Annotated in this window: 24 protein-coding genes; 10 read left to right on the top strand and 14 right to left on the bottom strand. The window is 67.7% G+C overall.

What is annotated here, in order from left to right; translation table 11 throughout:
* Positions 1-1,022: 1,022 nt before the first annotated feature.
* Positions 1,023-1,904, bottom strand: a complete 882-nt coding sequence (locus FOC84_RS20665) for a phosphoribosylaminoimidazolesuccinocarboxamide synthase (protein WP_013395674.1) — start codon at positions 1,902-1,904, stop codon at positions 1,023-1,025.
* 264 nt (positions 1,905-2,168) lie between these two features.
* Here FOC84_RS20665 and FOC84_RS20660 point away from each other — a divergent pair, with 264 nt between their 5' ends.
* Positions 2,169-2,624: a GFA family protein gene (locus FOC84_RS20660; RefSeq protein ID WP_173146074.1), complete on the top strand. Its 456-nt coding sequence runs from the start codon at positions 2,169-2,171 to the stop codon at positions 2,622-2,624.
* A 97-nt stretch (positions 2,625-2,721) separates the two neighbouring features.
* Here FOC84_RS20660 and fba read toward each other — a convergent pair whose 3' ends face one another.
* Entirely contained in the window at positions 2,722-3,786 is a 1,065-nt protein-coding gene (gene fba, locus FOC84_RS20655; RefSeq protein WP_173146073.1) for a class II fructose-bisphosphate aldolase, read from the bottom strand.
* A 202-nt stretch (positions 3,787-3,988) separates the two neighbouring features.
* Positions 3,989-4,888 (bottom strand): SMP-30/gluconolactonase/LRE family protein, encoded by a 900-nt coding sequence (locus tag FOC84_RS20650; RefSeq protein ID WP_173146072.1) that lies wholly within the window; start codon positions 4,886-4,888, stop codon positions 3,989-3,991.
* A gap of 359 nt (positions 4,889-5,247) precedes the next feature.
* On the opposite strand from FOC84_RS20650, the gene FOC84_RS20645 reads away from it, so the two are divergent.
* Positions 5,248-6,546 carry a dicarboxylate/amino acid:cation symporter gene (locus FOC84_RS20645; RefSeq protein ID WP_173146071.1) on the top strand — a complete coding sequence of 433 codons (1,299 nt, stop codon included), beginning with the start codon at positions 5,248-5,250 and terminating at the stop codon, positions 6,544-6,546.
* A gap of 148 nt (positions 6,547-6,694) precedes the next feature.
* The gene (locus FOC84_RS20640) at positions 6,695-7,075 is read left to right on the top strand and encodes a hypothetical protein (protein WP_254241719.1); all 381 of its coding nucleotides are present in this window, start codon (positions 6,695-6,697) and stop codon (positions 7,073-7,075) included.
* Positions 7,076-7,087: 12 nt separating this feature from the next.
* Here the strand turns inward: FOC84_RS20640 and FOC84_RS20635 are convergent, their stop codons facing one another.
* The 9 genes from FOC84_RS20635 to phnG form a co-directional block, all read right to left on the bottom strand.
* A complete protein-coding gene (locus FOC84_RS20635; RefSeq protein ID WP_173146069.1) occupies positions 7,088-7,522 on the bottom strand; it encodes a hypothetical protein in 435 nt (144 codons plus the stop codon).
* Positions 7,523-7,659: 137 nt separating this feature from the next.
* Positions 7,660-8,202 carry an MOSC domain-containing protein gene (locus FOC84_RS20630; RefSeq protein ID WP_173146068.1) on the bottom strand — a complete coding sequence of 181 codons (543 nt, stop codon included), beginning with the start codon at positions 8,200-8,202 and terminating at the stop codon, positions 7,660-7,662.
* A gap of 21 nt (positions 8,203-8,223) precedes the next feature.
* Positions 8,224-9,423: an alpha-D-ribose 1-methylphosphonate 5-triphosphate diphosphatase gene (locus FOC84_RS20625; RefSeq protein WP_173150304.1), complete on the bottom strand. Its 1,200-nt coding sequence runs from the start codon at positions 9,421-9,423 to the stop codon at positions 8,224-8,226.
* Positions 9,423-10,145, bottom strand: coding sequence for a phosphonate C-P lyase system protein PhnL (phnL, locus tag FOC84_RS20620; RefSeq protein ID WP_173146067.1), 723 nt, complete (start codon positions 10,143-10,145; stop codon positions 9,423-9,425). The genes FOC84_RS20625 and phnL overlap by 1 nt, the downstream gene beginning before the upstream one ends.
* Before the next feature lie 2 nt (positions 10,146-10,147).
* Positions 10,148-10,924, bottom strand: coding sequence for a phosphonate C-P lyase system protein PhnK (phnK, locus tag FOC84_RS20615; RefSeq protein ID WP_173146066.1), 777 nt, complete (start codon positions 10,922-10,924; stop codon positions 10,148-10,150).
* Entirely contained in the window at positions 10,921-11,814 is an 894-nt protein-coding gene (locus FOC84_RS20610) for an alpha-D-ribose 1-methylphosphonate 5-phosphate C-P-lyase PhnJ (protein WP_173146065.1), read from the bottom strand. The genes phnK and FOC84_RS20610 overlap by 4 nt, the downstream gene beginning before the upstream one ends.
* Positions 11,811-12,926, bottom strand: a complete 1,116-nt coding sequence (locus FOC84_RS20605) for a carbon-phosphorus lyase complex subunit PhnI (RefSeq protein WP_173146064.1) — start codon at positions 12,924-12,926, stop codon at positions 11,811-11,813. The genes FOC84_RS20610 and FOC84_RS20605 overlap by 4 nt, the downstream gene beginning before the upstream one ends.
* Before the next feature lies 1 nt (position 12,927).
* On the bottom strand, positions 12,928-13,545 hold the full coding sequence (gene phnH / locus FOC84_RS20600) for a phosphonate C-P lyase system protein PhnH (protein ID WP_173146063.1): 618 nt from the start codon (positions 13,543-13,545) through the stop codon (positions 12,928-12,930).
* A gap of 1 nt (position 13,546) precedes the next feature.
* On the bottom strand, positions 13,547-14,017 hold the full coding sequence (gene phnG, locus FOC84_RS20595; protein ID WP_173146062.1) for a phosphonate C-P lyase system protein PhnG: 471 nt from the start codon (positions 14,015-14,017) through the stop codon (positions 13,547-13,549).
* Between the two features lie 185 nt (positions 14,018-14,202).
* Between phnG and phnF the strand changes: the two genes are divergently transcribed.
* From phnF to phnN, 4 genes are all read left to right on the top strand, one after another.
* Positions 14,203-14,925 (top strand): phosphonate metabolism transcriptional regulator PhnF, encoded by a 723-nt coding sequence (gene phnF / locus FOC84_RS20590; RefSeq protein ID WP_173146061.1) that lies wholly within the window; start codon positions 14,203-14,205, stop codon positions 14,923-14,925.
* A 101-nt stretch (positions 14,926-15,026) separates the two neighbouring features.
* A complete protein-coding gene (locus FOC84_RS20585) occupies positions 15,027-16,226 on the top strand; it encodes an alpha-D-ribose 1-methylphosphonate 5-triphosphate diphosphatase (RefSeq protein WP_173146060.1) in 1,200 nt (399 codons plus the stop codon).
* 2 nt (positions 16,227-16,228) lie between these two features.
* The gene (locus FOC84_RS20580; protein WP_173146059.1) at positions 16,229-16,972 is read left to right on the top strand and encodes a DUF1045 domain-containing protein; all 744 of its coding nucleotides are present in this window, start codon (positions 16,229-16,231) and stop codon (positions 16,970-16,972) included.
* A complete protein-coding gene (gene phnN / locus FOC84_RS20575) occupies positions 16,969-17,547 on the top strand; it encodes a phosphonate metabolism protein/1,5-bisphosphokinase (PRPP-forming) PhnN (protein ID WP_173146058.1) in 579 nt (192 codons plus the stop codon). Before FOC84_RS20580 ends, phnN begins: the two co-directional genes overlap by 4 nt.
* A gap of 9 nt (positions 17,548-17,556) precedes the next feature.
* Here phnN and FOC84_RS20570 read toward each other — a convergent pair whose 3' ends face one another.
* On the bottom strand, positions 17,557-18,522 hold the full coding sequence (locus FOC84_RS20570; RefSeq protein ID WP_173146057.1) for a LysR family transcriptional regulator: 966 nt from the start codon (positions 18,520-18,522) through the stop codon (positions 17,557-17,559).
* Between the two features lie 106 nt (positions 18,523-18,628).
* Here FOC84_RS20570 and FOC84_RS20565 point away from each other — a divergent pair, with 106 nt between their 5' ends.
* From FOC84_RS20565 to FOC84_RS20555, 3 genes are read left to right on the top strand one after another with little or no spacing between them, the layout of a single operon-like run.
* Positions 18,629-20,464: a gamma-glutamyltransferase family protein gene (locus FOC84_RS20565; protein WP_173146056.1), complete on the top strand. Its 1,836-nt coding sequence runs from the start codon at positions 18,629-18,631 to the stop codon at positions 20,462-20,464.
* Positions 20,465-20,519: 55 nt separating this feature from the next.
* A complete protein-coding gene (locus FOC84_RS20560; RefSeq protein ID WP_173146055.1) occupies positions 20,520-21,494 on the top strand; it encodes a Bug family tripartite tricarboxylate transporter substrate binding protein in 975 nt (324 codons plus the stop codon).
* Positions 21,491-22,003, top strand: coding sequence for a GAF domain-containing protein (locus tag FOC84_RS20555; protein ID WP_173146054.1), 513 nt, complete (start codon positions 21,491-21,493; stop codon positions 22,001-22,003). Before FOC84_RS20560 ends, FOC84_RS20555 begins: the two co-directional genes overlap by 4 nt.
* Positions 22,004-22,035: 32 nt before the next feature.
* On the opposite strand, the gene phnE is transcribed toward FOC84_RS20555, so the two are convergent.
* A complete protein-coding gene (gene phnE, locus FOC84_RS20550) occupies positions 22,036-22,830 on the bottom strand; it encodes a phosphonate ABC transporter, permease protein PhnE (protein ID WP_173146053.1) in 795 nt (264 codons plus the stop codon).
* Positions 22,831-22,843: the final 13 nt, after the last annotated feature.

Genomic DNA, 22,843 nt, shown 5'->3' with positions numbered 1-22,843 from the left:
GCCGGTGGCCGGACGGAGGGATCCGAAGCGCAGCCCCACTGGGGCGAGCATCGGAATCCCGCAGTCCGGACGCCGGCGACTCAAGAACGCTGCCTCACAAAACCGAAGTGCGGGGCAGCAGGGCTTCGAGCTTGCGGATGTCAGGGTTCTTTAGCCGCCGAGGCTGCCCTGCGCCATTCCGATGCTCGCCCCGGTGGGGCTGCGCTTCGGATGGCTCCGGGGTCCTCGGCTGGCAGTCGCCCAATGCACTGGTTTTGGACCCCGTTCATGGGCAGATGCCGTGAGCCGGTGGCCGGGCGGAGGGATCCGAAGCGCAGCCCCACTGGGGCGAGCATCGGAATCCCGCAGTCCGGACGCCGGCGGCTCAAGAACGCTGCCTCACAAGACCGAAGTACGGGGCAGCAGGGCTTCCAGCTTGCGGGTGTCAGGGTTCTTTAGCCGCCGAGGCTGCCCTGCGCCATTCCGATGCTCGCCCCGGTGGGGCTGTGCTTCGGATGGCTCCGGGGTCCTCGGCTGCCAGTCGCCTAATGCGGGTGGTTTCGGACCCCGTTCATGGGCAGATGCCGTGAGCCGGTGGCCGGACGGAGGGATCCGAAGCGCAGCCCTGCCGGGGCGAACATCGGAATCCCGCAGTCCGGACGCTGGCGACTCAAGAACCCTGCCTCCCAAAACCGAAGTGCGGGGCGGTAGGGCTTCGAGCTTGCGGATGTCAGGGTTCTTTAGCCGCCGAGGCTGCCCTGCGCCATTCCGATGCTCGCCCCGGTGGGGCTGCGCTTCGGATGGCTCCGGGGTCCTCGGCTGGCAGTCGCCTAATGCATTGGTTTCGGACCCCGTTCAGGGGCAGATGCCGTGAGCCGGTGGCCGGGCGGAGGGATCCGAAGCGCAGCCCCACCGGGGCGAGCATCGGAATCCCGCAGTCCGGACGCCGGCGGCTCAAGAACGCTGCCTCACAAAACCGAAGTGCGGTCCGGATTTTCCTCATCCGGACGCCCCAGGAGCGGGTTTCCCTTGGCCGGCAGCGTTCAGGCGACCAGGCGGTCCAGGGCTTCGCGGTACTTGGCGGCAGTCTTTTCCAGCACGTCCTGGGGCAGACGCGGCGCGGGCGGGGTTTTGTCCCAGGTCTGGGTTTCCAGCCAGTCGCGCACGAACTGCTTGTCGAACGACGGGGGGCTGATGCCCACACGGTAGCCGTCGGCCGGCCAGAAGCGCGAGGAATCCGGCGTCAGCACTTCGTCCATCAGGTACAGCGTGCCATCGTCGTCCAGCCCGAATTCGAACTTGGTGTCGGCGATGATGATGCCCTTGGTGGCCGCGAACTTGGCGGCTTCGGCGTAGAGCTTGAGCGTCACGTCGCGGATGCGCTCGGCCATTTCCTGGCCGACTTCCTTGACCACGTGGGCAAAGTCCACGTTCTCGTCGTGCATGCCGAATTCGGCCTTGGCAGCGGGCGTGAAGATGGGTTCGGGCAGCTGGCTGGCCTGTTGCAGGCCGGCGGGCAGCTTGATGCCGCACACGGCGCCGGTGGCCTGGTAGTCCTTCCAACCGGAGCCGATCAGGTAGCCGCGGGCCACCGCTTCCACCAGGATGGGCTTCAAGCGCTTGACCACCACGGCGCGGCCGCGCACTTGGTCGACTTCGTCCGGCGCGACCACGTCTTCGGCCTTGATGCCCGTGGAGTGGTTCGGCAGGATGTGGGCCAGCTTCTGCAGCCAGAACTCGGTCAGTTCGGTCAGCACCTGTCCCTTGCCGGGGATGGGGTCGTCAAGAATCACGTCGAACGCGGAGATGCGATCCGACGCGACGATCAGCAACTTGTCGTCGCCCACCGCGTACATGTCGCGCACCTTACCGCGGCCCAGCAGCGGCAAGGACTTGATGCTGGATTGATGCAAAGCAGAAGTCACGGGAATGGCCTATGGCAATAATGAAGATTCCCGCCTCGGGCAGGCGCCAGGGCGGGAAGTAGAACGGAATCCGGGAACTGCGGGCAAGGCGGGCGCGGCGCGCACGGGTCTTGCGAAGCGCATAGGTTACTGCAAATAGACAGGTTTTGCCGGGCCTCCCCTCGACGCCGCCCGGTCGCCGGGTTAGGCTCTGGCTTCCTATATGATGCGCGCCGGCCGCCTCTGGCGTCACGGCGCTGACCCCAAGCCCGGAGACAGAGTCGTATGCAGGATGCTTCCCCAAAACGTAGCGCCCAAGCCGACGCGCAGGTGCACCTGACCGGCGGCTGCCAGTGCGGCGCAGTCCGCTACGCCATCACCGATGAACCGCTCACGGCCGCTAGCTGTCATTGCCGGGACTGCCAGTATTCCAGTGGCGGCGCCCCGGCCCATGCATTGATTTTCCCGGCCGGCTCCATCACGCTGTTGCGCGGCAGCCCCAAGGAGCACCGCTACCGGGGCGAATCCGGCCATACCGTGATGCGCAGCTTCTGTGCGGACTGCGGCACCCCGCTGTTCGGCAATTCGGCGGGCATGGGCTATGACATCGTGCGGGCCGGCTCGCTGGACGATCCGGAGGCGTTCCGCGCCCGCGCCAGCCTCTGGACCGACTCGGCCCCGTCCTGGCATCACGTCGACCGGAGCGTGCCGCACTTCCCCCGCAACTCGCCGGCGCCGTAACCGGCGGCGCAAAAAAAAGCGGTCCGCGCATGCGGACCGCTCTTTCATTGCACTCGGGCGCCAGACGCCCATGGCGCCCCGCACCCGCGGCAGAGACTTACTGCACCACCTGGGACAGCTTGCCCGACGCGTATTGCGCGGCGATCTCGGTCAGCGGCAGCGCCTTGATCTTGCTGGCGTTGCCGGCGGTGCCGAACTCGGTGTAGCGAGCCACACAGATGGCCTTGGCGGCGGCGCGGGCCGGCTTCAGGTATTCGCGCGGGTCGAACTTTTCCGGGTTTTCGGCGAAGAAGCGGCGGATCGCGCCGGTCATGGCCAGACGGATATCGGTGTCGATATTGATCTTGCGCACGCCGTACTTGATGGCTTCCTGGATTTCCTCGACGGGCACGCCGTAGGTTTCCTTCATGTTGCCGCCGAATTCGCGGATCTCGGCCAGCAGTTCCTGCGGCACGCTCGAGCTGCCGTGCATCACCAGGTGGGTGTTGGGCAGGCGGGCGTGGATTTCCTTGATGCGGGAGATCGACAGGATGTCGCCGGTGGGCTTGCGCGTGAACTTGTAGGCGCCATGGCTGGTGCCGATGGCGATGGCCAGGGCGTCCAGCTGCGTGCGGCGCACGAAGTCGGCGGCTTGTTCCGGGTCGGTCAGCAGCTGGTCCATGGTCAGCTTGCCGTCGGCGCCGTGGCCGTCTTCCTTGTCGCCTTCCATGGTTTCCAGGGAACCCAGGCAGCCCAGTTCGCCTTCGACCGTCACGCCCAGCTTGTGGGCGGTGTCCACGACCTTCTTGGTCACTTCCACGTTGTAGTCGTAGTCGGCAATGGTCTTGCCGTCTTCCTTGAGCGAACCGTCCATCATGACGCTGGAGAAGCCCAGGTCGATGGCGCCTTGGCAGATCTTGGGCGATTGGCCGTGATCCTGGTGCATGACCACCGGGATGTGCGGATAGGATTCCACGGCGGCCTGGATCAGGTACTTCAGGAAGCCTTCGCCGGCGTATTTGCGCGCGCCGGCCGAGGCCTGCATGATCACCGGGCTGTCGGTCTCCGCAGCGGCTTCCATGATGGCCTGGACCTGTTCCAGGTTGTTGACGTTGAAAGCGGGAATGCCGTAACCGTGCTCGGCGGCGTGGTCGAGCAACTGGCGCATGGAGACTAGGGCCATGAGTGGTCCTCCTTAGGTACTGTCTATTGAAAGATGGTTGAAGCCTTGCTGAATGGGGGGATTTTACGGGGGATTCGACGAAAGGTCTTGCAACCGCCCGTATCCGGTCCATTCAGATGAGCACGAAAGGCTCAGGCCAGTCTTCGACTCCCCCGAAGGACCGATGGCGCGGCGGCTTGCGCCGCGCCAGAAACCGCAGCGTCTACGGCCGGCCGGCGTGCGGCACGTCCACCCGGGTCATCAGGATGCAGCCTTCGTGTTTGGCCCGGCGGTTGGCCTCGATGAAGTCGGGCGCGGCCGCCATGAACAGGGTGTGGCCGTCCGGCCCGCCCAGGGCGGCGGCGAAGATGCCGAACTCGCCGGTGTCGATCTGCTCCAGGATCTTGCCGCCGCGCGCCACGCGCACGATGCGCTTGCCGATGGCGTCCGCCACCCACAAGGCCTCTTCCGCGTCCAGCGCCCCGCCGTCCGGCCCGATGGCGGAGGCGGCGATCAGCACGCCCAGGTCGCCGCTGTCCGGCAAGGGGCCGAAATCGGCCCAGTCGCGGCGCGGTCCCAGCCCGCCATCGGCCAGGATATCGAATTCGGAAATGCGGTTGCCGAAGGTTTCGTTGACGATCATGGTCTTGCCGTCCGGCGTGATGAACGAGCCGTTGGGAAAGCACAGCCCGTCGGCCACCTGCCGTGCGGAGCCATCGGGATCCACGCGCACGATGCCGGTGTTGCGCACCGGCTCGCCCGCCATCAGATCGAAACCGAAATTACCCACGTAGGCCCGGCCCTGCGCATCCACCACCATGTCGTTGACCGGGCCGCCCGCGTACGCCGACAAGTCGGCGTGAACCGCAAGCGTCCCGTCCGCCTCGCGCCGCAGGAGCTTGCGGTCCTTCATGGACGCGATCAGCAAGCGGCCATCCGGCAGCCAGCCCAGCCCGGACGGCTGCTGCGGCACCTGGCAGATCTGCTCGACCTTGCCGTCCAGGTCCACGGCGATGACCTGCTCGGTATAGAAGTCCGACGCCCACAAGCGGTTCTCGTGCCAGCGCAGCCCCTCCAGATAGGTGTATCCGGACGCCAGCACGGACAATTCGCGTTTCGGCATTGCCTAGTCTCCTTGTGCAGCCCCGCGCAGGGGCCTGTTGTTGGTGTTGCCCCGCGCCGCTGCCGCGCACGCCGGGATCGGTCCATTCTGGCATGGCGGTGGGCGATAGCGCAGCAGTTCCAAATTGATACAACTCCGGTATCGCCGGCCCCGAAGCGACTCCCTCGGTAAGCCGCCTTATCCGTCCCCGTCCTGACAACTGCGTGTCAGGTGTGCGGCGTTAAGATCGCGCCCCAAGGGTAAACCCGCAACCTCGCGAACCACCCTGGCATCCCGTCTTCGGATCCTCTTGCCCGCCCCCATGCCGGCGCGCCCGCCTTCCCGGGCCAGGCAAACGATCCCTGTTTTCCGTTTTGATCATGAACACTAAGAAGCTGACGCGTTACATCGGCATCGCCATGGTGCTGGGCATCGTGGTGGGCTATTTCTGCCACAACTACGCGCAGAACCAGAAGGAGGCGGTGCAGATCGCCTCGTACTTCAGTCTCATCACCGACATCTTCCTGCGCATGATCAAGATGATCATCGCCCCGCTGGTCTTCGCCACCCTGGTGACCGGCCTGGCCAGCATGAGCGACGCCAGCGCCGTGGGCCGCATCGGCATGCGCGCCATGGTCTGGTTCATTGCCGCCTCGGCCCTGTCGCTGCTGCTGGGGCTGGCCCTGGTCAACATCTTCCAGCCCGGCGCGCACATGAACCTGGCGCTGCCGGACGCGGGCCTGACGTCGGGCCTGAAGACGGGCGACTTCACGCTCAAGGCCTTCATCACGCACGTGTTCCCGCGCAGCATCGCCGAGGCCATGGCCAACAACGAGATCCTGCAGATCCTGGTGTTCTCGCTGTTCTTCGGCGCGGCCCTGTCCTTCATCCGCGGCAAGGGCCACAACACTATCTACAACCTGATCGACGAGCTGGCCAAGATCATGTTCCGGGTGACGGACTATGTGATGCGCTTCGCCCCCATCGGCGTGTTCGCCGCCATGGCCGCCGCCATCACCACCGAGGGTCTGGGCGTGCTGGTGAGCTACGGCAAGCTGATAGGCGAGTTTTACCTGGGCCTGGCGCTGCTGTGGGTCATCCTGTTCGCCGTGGGCTACCTGTTCCTGGGCAAGTCCACCTTCCGCCTCGGCGGCCTGATCAAGGAGCCCACACTGCTGGCGTTCTCCACGGCCAGCAGCGAATCGGCCTACCCCAAGACCATCGAGGCGCTGACCCGCTTTGGCGTGCCCAAGCGCATCTCGGGCTTCGTCCTGCCGCTGGGCTACTCCTTCAACCTGGACGGCTCGATGATGTACCAGTCCTTCGCGGTGCTGTTCATCGCCCAGGCCTACAACATCCAGATGAGCTTTACGCAGCAGCTGACGCTGTTGCTGGTCCTGATGGTGACCAGCAAAGGCATGGCCGGCGTGGCGCGCGCCTCGCTCGTGGTGGTGGCCGCGACCCTGCCGATGTTCCATCTGCCCGAAGCCGGCCTGCTGCTGATCATGGGCATCGACCAGTTCTTCGACATGGGCCGCACGGCCACCAACGTGGTCGGCAACAGCCTGGCCACCGCCGTGATCTCCAAGCTGGAAGGCAAGCGCGAGGACGCGGCTGATACCGCGTCCGCAGCGGCCGAGGATGCCCCCGCGGGCCAGGCCGCGAGCCAGAACGCCTGAAGCAAGGGGCAATAAAAACGGGCCGCATGGCCCGTTTTTTTCATGGATTGCGCCAGCTTGACCGGCGCCATGGCCGGGAGCAACATATAAGCCCTTCGCTCCCTATCCCGGCGCGGCGCGCATGGGCGCCACGCTCAGTCCTCATGCCATGAAACGCCCTAGCCTGCGCTGCGCCCTGGCAGCCGCGGCCCTGATGTCCGCCGCGCCCGCCTCCCACGCCTGGACCCGCATTTCCTGCGAGCTGGGCGGCACCGTGGCCAACCTGCCCGTGGTGATGCGCCAGTACCGCACCGACGGCACGGAACTGACGCAATTGATGTTCAGGCTCAAGGTCAGGGACGCGGACATCCCGGATGGCGCCCGCGCCGATACCGACTGCACCGAATTCGTCGGCCGCGAGATCGACGTGGTGCTTGAGAACGCCGCCGCCAACACGGTCCGCAAGGGCAAGTCCCTGAAGATGCTGTACCGCTACGACGATTCGCTGGGGCAGAGCCAGGCGACGAAATTCGAGCTGGAACGCCCCTAGGCTCTATACGCCCTAGTCGTTGACCGAACACGAGACGGGCGCGCCGTCCTCGAATTCCACGTCGTAGGTATGCACCGGGTCCCAGGGCAGCGTGAACCACAGTTCATAGCCGTCGCCGTCTTCGTCGAACAGCCACAGCGCGCGCAGCACGGCATGTTGCGCCATGGCTTCGGGGGTTTCTTCCTGCAGCAGCTGGTTGTCGTCCAGGCCGAGCTTCTTGTAGTGCTCGTAGGAGTAGTTTTCCAGCAGGAACTCGGCCGCGGCCAGGATCTGGTCGTCGAGGTCGTCGATGATGGCCTTGACCACCTTGGACGCGCTGCCGTCGGGCTCTTCGCCGTCAGTCTGGACCATCACGTGGATGGGCGGACGGCCCTTGCCGGCGGCGACGTTCTCCGCGGCCCACAGATCGGGCTCCTCGGGATCCTGGGTGAAATTGAATCGTGCCATCGCGAACTCCGGAAAAAGGGCCGGCGCGCCGCGGAAATCGCGGCCGCGCCTTTCCCGCCATTTAACCAGATGCGCGGCCTCCCGGCTGCGCCTGTCGGCGATGTTTTTGCGACGGATCGCCCCTGCGCAGACTGAATTCAGACACGCTCCAGCGGCAGGTGCGGCAGATCCGGCAGGGCCACCCGTATCGGATCGCCCGCGCTCACCGCTCCGCCTTCGATGACGATGGCCATGATGCCGGCGCGGCGTATCAGGCTGCCGTCAGGATGGCGGCCCAACACGGCGGCGGTCAGGCCCAGCTGGTAGCTGTCGAGCTGGGAGCAGGGATTGCGCAGGCCGGTGATTTCGACCACCGCGTCCGCGCCGAGGTGCAGGCGCGCCCCGCGCGGCAATCCCAGCAGATCGATGCCACGGGTGGTGATGTTCTCGCCCATGGTGCCTTCCGCCACGTTGAAGCCGGCGAGTTGCAGCTCGTCGTGCAGTTCGCCGTGGATCAGATGGACCTGCCGCAGATTGGGCTGGGTGGGATCCGCCTTGACGCGGGAGCGGTGCTTGACCGTGACGCCCATGTGGGCGTCCCCTTCAACCCCCAGCCCCTGCAACAGCAGGATCGCCGGCACCACCGGCTTGCTGAAGCCGTGCGTCGGGCCGCAGGCCACGGCGGTCACGATGGGATGCATGGCATCTCTCCAGGATCGGGTTCAGGCTGTCAGCGCCTGCGCCTCTGGCGCGCGCTGCTCGCTCGCCCGCACAGGCGGATAGTATGCCGAGAATACCAGCCTGCCGGCCGACCAGGTATGGCTGATCAGCGGCTGCGCGCCCACTTGCGCCACCGCCACCAGGTCCGCGCGCAGGCCCGGCGCGATGCGTCCGCGGTCGGACAGGCCGCAAGCCTGCGCCGGATTCAGCGTGACCAGCGCGACCGCCTGCGGCAGCGTCAGGTCCGTCTGCGCGGCCACCGTGTAGGCCGCGGCGATCAGCGCCGACGGCTGGTAGTCCGAGCACAGGCAGCTGGCCACGCCGGCGCGGATGGCGTCGATGGCGCGCATGGAGCCGCTCTGGCTCTGGCCGCGCAGCACATTGGGCGCGCCCAGAATGGTCGGCAGGCCGCAGGACACCGCGGCGCGCGCGGTATCCAGGGTGATCGGGAACTCGCTCATCGCGACGCCCAGGTTGCGCATGGTGGCGATGCGCTGGATCGAATCGTCGTCGTGGCTGGCGGTGGGTATGCCCAACCCCTGCGCATGCGACAGCAGCGCCGCCACCCGCGCCACCGCGCCATCCTTGGCGCGCGTCTTGGCCTGCGCGGCCTCCTCGGCCTGCTCGCGGCTCATGGCGTGGTTGCCCATCATGTACTGCAGATAGGACTCCAGCGTCTTGAACTGCCCCTGGCCCGGCGAATGGTCCATGACCGACAGCAGGTCCACCGCGCCCTCGTCCATCAACGCGCGCAGCACGTCCACCGAGGTGGCGTCGGTGACTTCGTAGCGGCAATGGACGCGGTTGTCGACCAGGCTGTGCTGGCCGAAGGCGCGTACGGTGCGCACCACTTCCGCCGCCGTCTGGTTGTTGCGCACGCCCCACTCGCTGTTGGCGAAGGACAGCGCGTGATAAGGCGTGGTGATGCCGGCCGCGGCATTGCGCCGGTCCACCTGGGCCACCGCGAAGTCAAGCGGGAACAGCACCCGCGAACGCGGCTCGGCTTCCTTTTCGATGGCGTCGCAATGCAAGTCGATCAACCCCGGCAGCAAGGTCTGGCCGCGCAGGTCGATCTCGCGGTCCGCTCGCGTCCCGGCTGGCTCGATGGCGACGATGCGGCCATCGTCGATCAGCACGGCGCTGTCCTCCAGGACGCGGTCCTGCAGCACCACGCGGGCGTGGGTGAGATAAGTGCTCTGCATCATGGCTCCAGGTCGGCCAGGGCGGGTTGGGCGGGACGCAGCGCCAGAGTCTGCGTGGCGACGGCGTCGCGCACTTCGGCATCGTGGAAGATGCCCAGCAGGCAGCGGCCTTCGGCCTTGGCCTCGCGGATCAGCTCGATCACGACCTGGCGGTTGTCGGCGTCCAGCGACGCGGTGGGTTCGTCCAGCAACAGGATGGGATGGCGGGCGATGAAGCCGCGCGCGATGTTCACGCGCTGCTGCTCGCCGCCCGAGAAGGTGGCGGGCGCCAGCCCCCACAGGCGCGGCGGCACGTTCAGGCGCTGCAGCAGGGATGCCGCGCGCGAGCGGGCTTCGTCGGCGTCCACGCCCGCCGCGCGCAGGGGCTCGGCCACCACGTCCAGCGCCGACACGCGCGGAATCACGCGCAGGAACTGGCTGACGTAGCCGATCACCTCGCGCCGCAGCGCCAGGATGCGCTGCTCGGGAGCGCCCGCCAGCTCGACCCATTCGTCGTTCCAGCGCACCCGGATACTGCCCTCGGTCGCCAGATAGTTGCCGTAAAGGCAGCGCAACAAGGTGCTCTTGCCGGTACCGGACGGCCCCGCCAGCACCAGGCAGTCGCCGGCGGCCGCGTCGAAGTCGACCGATTCCAGCACGGGCAGGCGCATGCCGCCCTGGTTGTGCAGGGTGAACATCTTTCCGAGGCCCCGCACCTCGATCATGGGAGTCTTTTCAGGCATGGTCAGCTCTGCAAAATGGAAGACACCAGCAACTGGGTGTAGGGATGCTGAGGATCGTCGAGGATCTGGTCGGTCAGGCCGCTTTCCACCACCTCGCCGCCGCGCATGACCAGGGTCCGGTGCGCCAGCAGGCGCGCCACGGCCAGGTCGTGGGTCACGACGATGGCCGCCAGGCCCAGGTCGGCCACCAGCTGGCGCAACAGATCCAGCAGGCGCGCCTGCACCGACACGTCGAGCGAGGCGGTGGGCTCGTCCATGAACACCAGGCGCGGATGCGTCACCAGGTTGCGGGCGATCTGCAAGCGCTGCTGCATGCCGCCCGAGAACGAAGTGGGCCTGTCATCCAGCCGGCCCACGTCGATCTCCATCTTCTGCAGCCAGTTGCCTGCGGCCTGGCGCAGGTCGCCGTAGTGCCTGTCGCCCACGGCCATCAGCCGCTCCGCGATGTTGGCGCCGGCGCTGACCTGCATGCGCAGGCCGTCCCTGGCGTTCTGCCGCACGAAGCCCCAGTCGGTGCGGGACAGCAGGCGCAGGCGCGCGCCCGGCAGCGCGGCCAGGTCGGTGAAGCCCTGATCGCGTGTGTCGTACCAGACGCTGCCGGCGTCAGGCCGGGTCTGGTACGACACGGCCGACAGCAGCGTGCTCTTGCCGGAGCCGGACTCGCCGACCACGCACAGCACTTCGCCGGGATACAGGTCGAAGTTGACGTTGCGGCAGCCGTGCACGCCGTCCCAGGTGCGCGTCATGTTGCGCACGGAAAGCAAAGGTTGGGCGTTCATGCCGCGGCCTCCTGGTTGGCTTGTTGCGCATCCTGCCGCGACTGGCGGTCGTTGCAGTATTCGGTGTCCGAGCAGACGAAGCGGCGCGTGCCGGCGTCGTCCAGGATGATTTCATCCAGGTAGCTCTGGCGCGAGCCGCACAGGTCGCAGCACTCGCTCCAGGTCTCCACCTGGAACGGATGGTCCTCGAAGTCCAGGCTCTTCACCTGGGTGTAGGGCGGCACCGCGTAGACCCGCTTTTCGCGGCCCGCGCCGAACAGCATCAGCGCGGGGCTGCGGTCCAGCTTGGGATTGTCGAACTTGGGGATGGGCGAAGGCCGCATCATGTAGCGCCCGTTGACGATGACGGGATAGTCGTAGGTGGTGGCGATGTGGCCGTGCTGCGCGATGTCTTCGTACAGCTTGACGTGCATGCCGCCGTATTCGGCCAGCGCGTGCATGGTGCGCGTCTCGGTTTCGCTGGGTTCGAGCCAGCGCAGCGGTTCGGGGATGGGCACCTGGAACACCATGATCTGCCCTTCCGCCAGCGGCGTCTCGGGGATGCGGTGGCGCGTCTGGACGATGGTGGCCGCAGCCGTGGCTTCCGTCGTCGCCACGCCCGTGACCCGGCCGAAGAAGCGGCGGATGTTGATGGCGTTGGTGGTGTCGTCCGAACCCTGGTCTATCACCTTGAGCACGTCGTTTGCGCCGATGATGGACGCCGTGACCTGGATGCCGCCGGTGCCCCAGCCATAGGGCAGCGGCATTTCGCGGCTGCCGAAAGGCACCTGGTAGCCGGGGATGGCGACGGCCTTGAGCAAGGCGCGACGCAGCATGCGCTTGGTGGATTCGTCCAGGTAGGCGAAGTTGTAGTGGTCGTCGCGTTCGACCGTTGCGTGTTGGGTAGTCATGGGGAAACCGCCTCGTCCATCAGATCGGTGCGCGCGGCCTCGGGCGCGGCGCGGTCGGCGCGCATGCGCCGCAACAGTTCAAGATTGGCCTGGAAATCCACGTAGTGCGGCAGCTTCAAGTGCTGCACGAAACCGGAGGCTTCGACGTTGTCGCTGTGGTAAAGCACGAATTCGTGATCGTTGGCCGGGGAATCGGCGCGTTCACCCAGGTCGCGCGCCTTCAACGCGCGGTCCACCAGCGCCATCGACATGGACTTGCGCTCGCCATAGCCAAAGGTCAGCCCGTAGCCCCGGGTGAACTTCGGGCCTTCCTCGGCGCTGCCCGCGAATTGGCTGACCATCTGGCATTCGGTGATCTCGATCTCGCCCACGGTGACGGCGAATCCCAGTTCTTCGATATGCATTTCCACCTCGAGCGCGCCGTAGCGGATCTCGGCGGCGAAGGGGTGGGTGTTGCCATAGCCGCGCTGGGTCGAATAACCCATGGACAACAGAAAGCCTTCATCGGCGCGCGCCAGGTTCTGCAGGCGGGCCGCGCGCGAGGCCGGAAAATCCAGCGGCTGCCGGGTCAGGTCGAAGGGCTCGGGATCGCCCTCGGGCACCGGTTCCGCGTCGATCAGGTCGTCATGCGCCAGCAGGTCGGTGACACGCGGCATGGCGCTGTCCAGGGCCTCGCCGCCCGGCGGCAAGGCGTCGGCCTCGCGCTGCGCTTCGAGCGAGAAGTCCAGCAGACGCTGGGTGTAGTCATAGGTCGGCCCCAGGATCTGGCCGCCGGGCACATCCTTGAAGGTCGACGAGATGCGGCGCTGCAAGCGCATGCGGCCCGTGTCGATGGGCTGGGTATAGCCAAAGCGCGACAAGGTGGTGCGGTAGGCGCGCAGCAGGAACACCGCTTCGATCAGGTCGCCGGCCGCCTGCTTGATGGCCAGCGCCGCCAGCCGCGGATCGTAGAGCGAGCCCTCCGCCATGACCCGCGACACCGCCAGCGGCATCTGTTCGCGGATCTGGTCCAGGCTCAGCTCGGGCACTTCGCGGTCGCCGCGCCGGTAGTCGTCCAGCATGCGGTAGGAATTGAGGATGGCGCGTTCGCCCCCTTTTACGGCTACGTACATGTCAGTTCTCCTTGCGCGTGCTGCGCGGCAGCGCGCAAATCCGCCGCCCCTGCGTCAGGAACACGTCGACGCCCAGCGGAAAACGCTGATGATTGAGGCGCCATTCGCGCCAGAAGCCCTCGGGCAGGCCTGCCGCGCACAGCGTCTGCCGGTCCTTGATGCCCGGGCCACCGAGGATGGCGGCCTCGCCCGCCGACAGTGACTCGACCTCGATCAGCAGGGTGGTAGACAAGTCGGGATAGGCCGGATCGCCCTGGTGGCAGGCCGACAGCGCCGGCGCCTTGCCGCCGGCGGGTACCGCGGCAAAGCGCGCCAGCGACGGCGAGGGCACTATCGGGCAGGCGCAATGAAAGCGCAGGAAGGCGATGACGCTCTCGCTGACGCCCTCCGGCAGCCACAGCGGCGTGTCCACGTCCACCAGCGTCAGCAGCAGCGCGGTCATCGCGGGGGACAGTCCCGCGGGCACGCCGGTTTCGGCCAGGATCTCATTGATGCGCCCCGGATGGGCCATGGCGTCGAGCGCGGCGCGGAACGTGGCCTGCGCGTCGCCGACGGGATCCGCGAAACCCGGTAGCAGAGCCCGGCCCGAGGCCGCGGCGGCTTGTATCTGTTGCTGCATGTCAGTCCTCGCCTCTCACCATCGTGAAGAACTCCACCTTGGTCTGCGCCGCCACGCGGGCCTGGCGCTCGATCCGTTCGGCATGCTGGCGCGCCAGCGGCTGGATCAGCTGCGCCTGCACCGTGTCATGCCATTCCGGCAGTTGCAGCAGGGCGTCGGCCACGGCGGCCTGCTCGGCATGACGTTGCGAGCGGCCTTGCACGTAAGCCACGCCGACCACGCCCTCGGCCATCGTCACCGCGCAACGTGTCACGCTCATTTCGCCCAGGTTGAAGCGGGCGCCGGTGCCGCCGCTGCGGGCGCGCACCATGGCCATGCCGGTCTGCGCGGGGCGCAGCGTCTGGTGTTCAGGCTTGCCGGCCAACGCGCAAAAAGCGCCATCCAGCGCGGCCGGGTCGGCCAACGCCAGCACGCGCATCCAGGCGGCGCGTTGCGCGCCCGCCGCGTCCTGCCCTGTCTTGGAGTGATCCATCTTTTTCCTCTAAACGTCTAGACGACCGGATGGAGTATGATCGCTCTGAAAACGAAGTTCAACAGCCTGGCGTGAATTTTTGATGACAGTTGCGGCGCGCCCGCAGCGCCTTTGCGGCCGCCGCCGCATGGTGCACAATCACTGCCATTCTTCATGAAGCTGATGTGACAGCAAGAGCACACCCTATGGTCGAAAGAGGTTCCGGCATCGCCGTCTGGCGGCAAATCGGCGAAGCGCTGGCGGACGATATCCGCAACAAGCTCTATGCGGCAGGCGAACAGCTGCCGTCCGAGCCCGAGCTGGCCGCCAAGTTTTCCGTCAACCGCCACACCATCCGCCGCGCGATGGGCGAACTCGAACAAGGCGGCCTGGTCCGCATCGAGCAAGGCCGCGGCACCTTCGTCCAGGAACACGCGATCGATTACGCCATCGGCAAGCGCACGCGCTTTTCCGAGAACCTGCGCAGCCAGGGTATGCTGGGCCACCAGGAAGTCCTGGGCAGCCAGAGCCTGCGCGCGGGCGACATCGCCAAGCACCTGGGCCTGAGCCGTGCCGCGCCGTTGCTGCGGGTGCAGATCGTGGGCAAGGCGGAAAACCGCCCGATCAGCGTCTCGGAGCACTTCTTCGACGAAAAGCGCTTTCCCGACTTTGCGGAGCGGCTGGCGGCCCTGCGCTCGATCTCCAAGGTCTACTCCCACTACGGCATCGGCGACTACACGCGCAAGTGGTCGCGCATCACCGCCGCCCTGCCCACGCCCGAAATCGCCCGCCTGTTGGGACAGCCCAAGACCCGCCCCATTCTTCAGGTGGAAGCCCTGAACGTGGACCAGCATGGCTCGCCGCTGCAATACAGCGTCGCGCGCTTCGTCGGCGACCTGGTGCAGCTGATGGTGGCGGACGACACCTGACTCAAGGCCGCCGCCTGCGCGCAGGCGGCGCGGAAAGCTCCGCCTAACGGCTTAACTCATCTAGACATCTGGTTGTAATGCTATCCCGCTAACGTCACGCCATGAACACACACACGCACGCCCCCTCGCCCCTGGCCGGTGTCACAGGCCAACGCATCCTGACGCCGCGCGGCGTCGAACAGGCCAGCCTGCGGTTCCACGGTGGACTGATCGAAGGCTCCGCCGCCGCGGCGCCGCGGAGCGCGCCCTGGTTCGACGCCGGCAACCTGCTGGTGCTGCCCGGCATCGTCGACCTGCATGGCGACGCCTTCGAGCGCGCCGTCATGCCGCGGCCCAGCGTGACGTTTCCCTATGACGGCGCCCTGTTCGACGTGGACCGCCAACTGCTGGCCAACGGCATCACCACCGAGTTCCACGGCGTGACCCTGTCCTGGGAAGGCGGGCTGCGCGGCGAGGCCTACGCCGAGCGCATGTTCGACGCGCTGGAACGGATGCGCCACCTCATGGGCGCGCGGCACTATGTGCATCTGCGCTTCGAAACCCATCACGTGGGCGGCCTGGAGATTGCCCAGCAATGGATACGCGACGGCCGCGTCCGCTTCCTGGCCCTGAACGACCACCTACCCAGCATGGCGCGCCGCCTGGGCGACGAGCGCAAGCTGATGCAGTACGCCAACCGCGCGGAGTGCGACCTCGACGTCTTCCAGGACCGCATCCGCAGCGCCATGGCTGCCGCCGATGCGGTGGCCGACGCGATGCGCGAGCTGACCGGCTGCGCTCGGGAAGCCGGCTTGAAGGTGGCCTCGCACGACGATCCGGACGCCGCCACCCGCCGCTACTACCACCAGTTGGGCTGCGGCGTGGCGGAGTTTCCGCTGACCCGCGAGGCCGCCGGCGTCGCCCGCGACCTGGGCGATTCCGTGGTCTTCGGCGCGCCCAATGTCGTGCGCGGCGGCAGCCACACGGGCGCGCCCAGCGCCACCGAGATGATCCGCGCGGGCCTGTGCGACATCCTCACGTCCGACTATTACTACCCTTCCCCGCTGGCCGCCGTGATGAAGCTGGCCAGCGACGGCGTGCTGCCGCTGGCGCAGGCCTGGGATCTGGTGTCCTTGAATCCGGCCCGCGCCGCAGGCCTGAAGGACCGCGGCGCGCTGGCGCCCGGGCTGATCGCCGACGCCATCGTGGTGGATGACCAGGTTCCGGGCCTGCCCCGCGTCTGCGCCGCGATCGTGGGCGGCGAGCTGCGCTACGCCACGCGCGCGTTCGGCGACAGCCACAGCCAGCGCATGGCGGCCTGACCATGCCGCTCGCCCACCGCTACGCCCTGTATCTGGCGCCCACCGGCCCCTGGCGCGAACACGGCAGCCGCTGGCTGGGCCGCTGCGCCGACACCGGCCTGGCGCTGCCGCCGCTGCCGGGCCAAAACGCCGAATCGCGCGACTGGACCGAAGCGCCGCGCCACTATGGCTTGCACGCCACGCTGAAGCCGCCGTTCCGCCTGAACGCAGACGCCAGCCCCGAACACGTCGACGCGGCCGCCCGCCAATTGGCCGCAGGCGGCACGCCGTTCTCGCTGGCGCTGGAATGCGAGCCGCTGCGCGGCTTCCTGGCCTGGCGCATCGCCCCGTCCGACACGCAGGGCCGCGCGCGGATCCAGGCCCTCTCCGAAGCCGCCGTGCGCGACCTGGATCCCTTGCGCGCGCCTCCCACGCCCGAGGAAACCGCGCGCCGCCAGCCGCAATCGCTCAGTCCGGCGCAGCAAGCCATGCTGGCGCGCTGGGGCTATCCGTATGTGTTCGACACCTACGTTTTCCACATCACGTTGACGGGCAAGCTGCAAGGCGAGGCGCTGTCGCAGGCGCAGGCCGGGATCGCCGCCTTCGCCGATCCCTTGCGCAGCCAGCGCATGGCCGTGCCCGGAGTCAGCGTCTACGTGCAGACTACGCCGGGCGCGGATTTCGTCGCGGCGCGCCACTACGGCTTTGACGGTTCCTGCACCGATGCGGCCGGGGCCGGCTATCTGCAAGGGCCGGCGGCGGCATGAGTCCCTCGATTCCCGCCGACGGCGCACGGCTGATCTACCTGATGGGCGCATCGGGCAGCGGCAAGGACACCTTGCTGCGCCTGCTGCGCGCGGAGCTACGCGGCGACGAGCCCGTGCTGGTCGCGCATCGCTACATCACCCGCGACAGCGGCGCCACCGAAGACGCGCTGCGCCTGACGGAAGACGAGTTCGGACGCCGCGCCGCGCTGGGCTGCTTCGCGCTGCGCTGGGCCAGCCATGGCCTGCAATACGGCATCGGCATCGAGATAGACGCCTGGCTGTCCTGCGGCGCCGCAGTCATCATCAACGGCTCGCGCGCGCACCTGGAACAGGCGCACTCGCGCTACCCGGCGTTGACCGCCGTGGAGGTCACGGTCGATCCCGGCCAGCTCGTCCTCCGCCTGGCGGGACGCGGCCGGGAAAGCGCGGAACAGATCGCACAGCGCCTGGCGCGCGCGACGCAGGCATTCTCAGTGCCGCAACAATGCCGGCTGCTGCGCGTCAGCAACGACGCAGCGCCGGAAACCGCGGCCGCCGCACTATTGGGCATCGCCCGCGGCAAGCTAGGCGCCTAGCGCCGCCATTCATCGCGGGTCGCCCTGGCCCCAGGGCGCGGCGGCCTCGCCGCACAGATCCAGCAGGATCTCCGAAAAGTACTCCTCGGCCGCCAGCGGCTGTTCGCGCTTGCGCCGTATCAGGTTGATCGGCGGCAATTCCCAGCCGAAGTCCCAGGGCACCATGCCCAGCTTGCCGCGCTGGCAGAGTTCGCGCGCGATGTCTTCAGGCACCACCGAAACAAAGGCCTCGTTCATCGTCAGCATGCCTTCGATCACGTCGGTGGAGTACGCCTCCAGCACCGGCGATGGCGGCTGCAGTTCAGCACGGATGAAGTGTTCCACGATCAGTTGCCGCGTCGGCGTATTGGCCGCCGGCAGCACCCAGTCCATCGCCGCCACCGCGGCCCAGTCCGGCTTGCGCCGCGCCAGCCGCTGCGCAAGCTGGCCATGCGCAATCAGGCGCGGCCGCTGGCGGTACAACACGCGGTGGATCAGATCCTCCGGCGCCACCGTCGAGGTGGCGCGGCTGATGATGCAGTCCAGTTCATGCCGGCGCAGCATGGGCACCAGATGATCGGTGGTGGCGCGGTGCAGGCTGAGCGTCACGCCGTGGCGCTGGTGCAGGCGGCTGATGGCCGCCGTCAGCAAGGCGCTGGACACGTAGGGCACCACGCCCACCTGCAGATGCGCGGAACGGCCGGCGTGCAGGGCCTCGACCTCGCGCGCCCACAGGTCCAGGTCGCTGAGCATGTGGCGCGCGCGCACCAGGGCCAGATTGCCCAGCGGCGTGGCTTGCAGGCCGCGCCCGGTGCGCGTGAATAGGGGCGCGCCGAAGATGTCCTCGATCTCCGTAAGCGCCTTGGTGACGGCGGGCTGGCTGATGCCGGCCGCGGCTGCCACGCGCGTGAGCGAGCCGTGCCTGGCGATATCGATCAGCAGCGTCAGGTGGCGATGCTTGAGACGGTTGGCGAGACGGGCGGCATCCCAGGTCACGATCTTTCCTATAACCAATTGGTTATTCAATTATGCCAACAAAGGCAAAACTAGTTATTTCATATCCCTATACTGCAAACACTCCCCTGCTGCCCGGACCCGCCCCATGAGCGCATCCTTCACCACCCGCCCCGAAATACGCGGCACCTTCGGCGTGGTTTCCTCCACCCACTGGCTGGCCTCGCAAGTGGCCATGGGCGTGCTGGAACGCGGCGGCAACGCCTACGACGCGGCGGTCGCCGGCGGCTTCACGCTGCAGATCGTGGAGCCGCACCTGAACGGGCCCGGCGGCGAAGTGCCCATCCTGTTCTGGAGCGAACGGGAGCAACGCATGCGCGCGCTATGCGGCCAGGGTCCAGCGCCCGCGCTGGCGACGCCGGCGTACTTCCGCGGCCTGGGCGTGGACCTGGTGCCCGGCATCGGCCTCTTGCCCGCCACCGTGCCCGGCGCCTTCGGCGCCTGGCTGACCCTGCTGCGCGACTACGGCAGCTGGGAGCTGGCCGACGTGCTGCGCCCGGCCATCGACTATGCGCGCAACGGCTTTCCCCTGGTGCCGCGCATCTCGCAGGCCATCCTGGCGGTGCAGGCGCTGTTCCGCGACGAATGGACCAGCTCACGCGAGGTCTGGTTGCCGGACGGCCGCGTGCCCGCGCCTGATGCGCTGTTCCGCACGCCCGCCATCGCCGCCACCTACACCCGCATCCTGGACGAAGCGCACGCCCAGAGCACCGACCGGCGCGGCCGCATCGATGCCGCGCTGGAGGTCTGGTATCGCGGCTTCGTGGCCGACGCCATCGACGACTACTACAGCCAGGCCGAGGTACGCGACACCACCGGCCAGCGCAACCGCGGCCTGCTGCGCAAATCCGATCTGGCCGATTGGCGCGCCACCTACGACGAGCCTCTGACTGTCCAGTACGGCCGCTACACCGTGGCCAAGTGCGGGGTCTGGTCGCAAGGCCCGGTCCACCTGCAGCAGCTGGCAATACTGCGGCACTTGGAACTGGACGGGCTGGATCCGACCTCGCCGCAATTCGTACACTACGTGGCCGAGGCGGCCAAGCTGGCCTTCGCTGATCGCACCGCCTGGTACGGCGACCCCGACTACACGCAGGTGCCGCTGGCCGCCCTGCTCGGCGACGACTACGCCCGCGCCCGCGCGGCGGGCATCGGCGCTCGCGCTTCGTCCGAGTTCCTGCCCGGCAGCCCGGACGGCTTAGCGCCGCGCCTGCCCGACCTGGATGCCGCGGCCCGCACCCTGGCCGCGTCCGACACGCGCTTCGGCGTGGGCGAACCCACCTTCGCGGCGCTGCCGCCGGTAGCCGAATGGGCCGCGCGCGAGATCTTCGTGGGCGACACCTGCCAGATCGACGTCATCGACCGCGACGGCAACATGGTGGCCGCCACGCCGTCAGGCGGCTGGCTGTCGTCCAGTCCCGTCGTGCCCGGCCTGGGTTTCCCGCTGACCACCCGCCTGCAGATGACCTGGCTGGACGAGGGTGTGCCAGGCCAGTTGCAGCCAGGCAAGCGTCCCTGCACCACGCTGTCGCCCGGCCTGGCGCTGCGCGACGGCCAACCCTATATGGCGTTCGGCACGCCGGGCGGCGACCAGCAGGACCAATGGACGGTGGCGTTCTTCCTGCGCCACGCCATGGGCATGAATCTGCAGGAGGCGATCGAAGCGCCCTCCTGGCATATCGATCACTTCCCGGGCTCGTTCTGGCCGCGCAGCCTGACCTTGAACCGGCTGACCGTGGAATCGCGCATGCCGGCCGCCACGCTGGAGGCGCTGCGCGCGGCGGGCCACGAGGTCAAGGTGGGGCCGGACTGGTCCGAAGGCCGCATCAGCGCCTGCACCCGCGAGCCTGCCGCGGACGGCGGCCTGCTGCTGCGCGCCGGCGCCAACCCGCGCGGCATGCAGGGCTATGCCGCCGGCCGCTGAACCTGTTTCATTCAACCGGCATGCAGACCGGACATCAAGCAAAGGGGTAAACACCATGAAACTGCAATTCAAACGACTGCTGCGCACGTTCGCGCTGGGACTGGCGCTGGCCGCGCCCGCGCTCACGCATGCCGCGTGGCCCGAAAAACCCATCACGCTGATTGTGCCGTGGGCCGCGGGCGGCTCCACCGACATCCTGGCGCGCGTGCTATCCGAGGGTCTGACCCAGTCGCTGGGCCAGCCCGTGATCGTGGAAAACCGTTCGGGCGCGTCCGGCAACATCGGCACCACCTTCGTGGCGCGCGCCAAGCCCGACGGCTACACCTTGCTGGTGGGCTCGATGAGCACGCACACGATGAACCAGGCGCTGTACTCCAGCATGCCGTTCGACGGCGTGAAGGACTTCACGCCCATCGCCGAGCTCGCGCTGGTCACCAACACCCTGGTGGTGAACCCGTCGGTGCCCGCGTCCAACGTGAAGGAATTCATCGCCTACCTGAAGGCCAACCCCGGCACCGTGGCCTACGCCTCCGCCGGCCAGGGCTCCACCAACCATCTGAGCGCCGCGCTGTTCGAGAAAGCCGCCGGCGTGAAGATGATGCACATCCCCTACCGCGGCGGCGCCCCCGCCGTGCTGGATACCGTGGCCGGCCGCACGCAGGTGCTGTTCAGCGCCGGCACGCAGACCCTGCCACACGTGCAGAACAACAAGCTGAAGCTGCTGGCCGTGACCGAGGAGACGCGTTCGCCCTTGCTGCCCGAGGTGCCCACGGTGGCCGAAACCTTGCCGGGCTATGAGCTGTCGGTCTGGTATGGCGCCTTCGGTCCCGCGGGCATGCCACCCGAGCTGACCGCGCGCCTGAACCGCGAGATCAACCTGATCCTCAAGCGTCCCGAGGTCATCAAGAAGATGGGCGACATGGGCGTGCTGCTGACCGAGACCACGCCGGAACAGTTCGGCCAGATCCTGGCGCGCGACGCCGACAAGTACGGCAAGCTGATCAAAGAACTGGGAATCACCGCCGAATGACCGTGAGCATCAATTCCGCCCCGCCGGCGCAGGCCGGCGTGGCCGCCATCGCCCGGGCCTACGCCGCTGCCGATCCGGCCGCGGCCTTCCAAGCCATCGACGCCCATGCCCATGCCGCGTTGGCGCACACGCTGTGCACGGTCAACCGCTATGACGCACAGGCCATGCGGGTGCTGCGGCTTTACAGCTCCAACCCCGAGGCCTATCCGCCGGGCGGCAGCAAGGACAAGAGCGGCACCGCCTGGGGCCGCCACGTCCTGCTGGAACAGAAGCTGTTCGTGGGGGAAGGCGAGGACGCGATCCGCGAGTTCTTCAACGACCACGACGCGATCCGGCGCCTGGGCCTGCGGTCCGTCATCAATGTCCCGGTGGTGTATGGCGCGGTCTGCCTGGGCACCGTCAATTTCCTGATGCCGCGCGCGGCGGTCTCGGATGCCGATGTGCAGGCCGCGCAGCTGGCGGGCCTGCTGGCGCTGCCTGCGTTCCAGGCCCTGCGTCAGCAGGCCTGAGGCGACGGGACCCGTCCGGGTCCCGCTCCCCCTCAGATCAGCGCGCGCCGGATGCGCGCCGAGGCCATGTCGATGATGATCACGAAGGCGACGATGATGATCATCACGGCGCAGGTTTCGGCGTAGCGGAAGCTGCGGATGATCTCCCACAGCACGGTGCCGATGCCGCCCGCGCCCACGATGCCGACCACCGAGGCCGAGCGCACATTGGATTCGAAGCGGTACAGCGAATACGAGATCCACAGCGGCAGCACCTGCGGAATCACGCCGTAGACGATTTCCTCCAGCGCATTCGCGCCGGTGGCGCGCACGCCTTCGACCGGGCGCGGATCGATCGCCTCCACCGCTTCCGAGAACAGCTTGGCGAGCACGCCGGTGGTGTGCACCCACAACGCCAGCACCCCGGCGAACGGGCCCAGGCCCACCGCCACGATGAACAGCATCGCAAACACCATTTCATTGATGGCGCGGCACGCGTCCATCAGGCGGCGCATGGGCTGGTACACCCAGGCCGGCACCATGTTCGACGAACACAGCAGCCCCAGCGGCACGGCCACCACGATGGCCAGGAAGGTGCCCCACACCGCGATCTGCACGGTGACGATCATCTCGTCCAGGTACATGCGCCAGTCGCGGAAATTCGGCGGAAAGAAGTCGGCCGCGAACTGCGCCATGTTGCCCGAATCGCGCAGCAGGTCCAGGGGCCGCATGTCCGCGCCCTGCCACGACATGACCAGCAACGCCAGCACGACGGCCCATACGAGCAGGACCGGCAGCGACGAGCGCGGCGCGGCGGAAAGGCGGGAAGTCTGCATGGCTACGTTCATATGAAAAGGCAAT

The sequence above is a fragment of the Achromobacter pestifer genome (assembly GCF_013267355.1).
GTDB lineage: Bacteria > Pseudomonadota > Gammaproteobacteria > Burkholderiales > Burkholderiaceae_B > Achromobacter > Achromobacter pestifer_A.
Note: the sequence above shows the minus strand (reverse complement) of the source record. Positions and strands in the feature narration are given on the sequence as shown.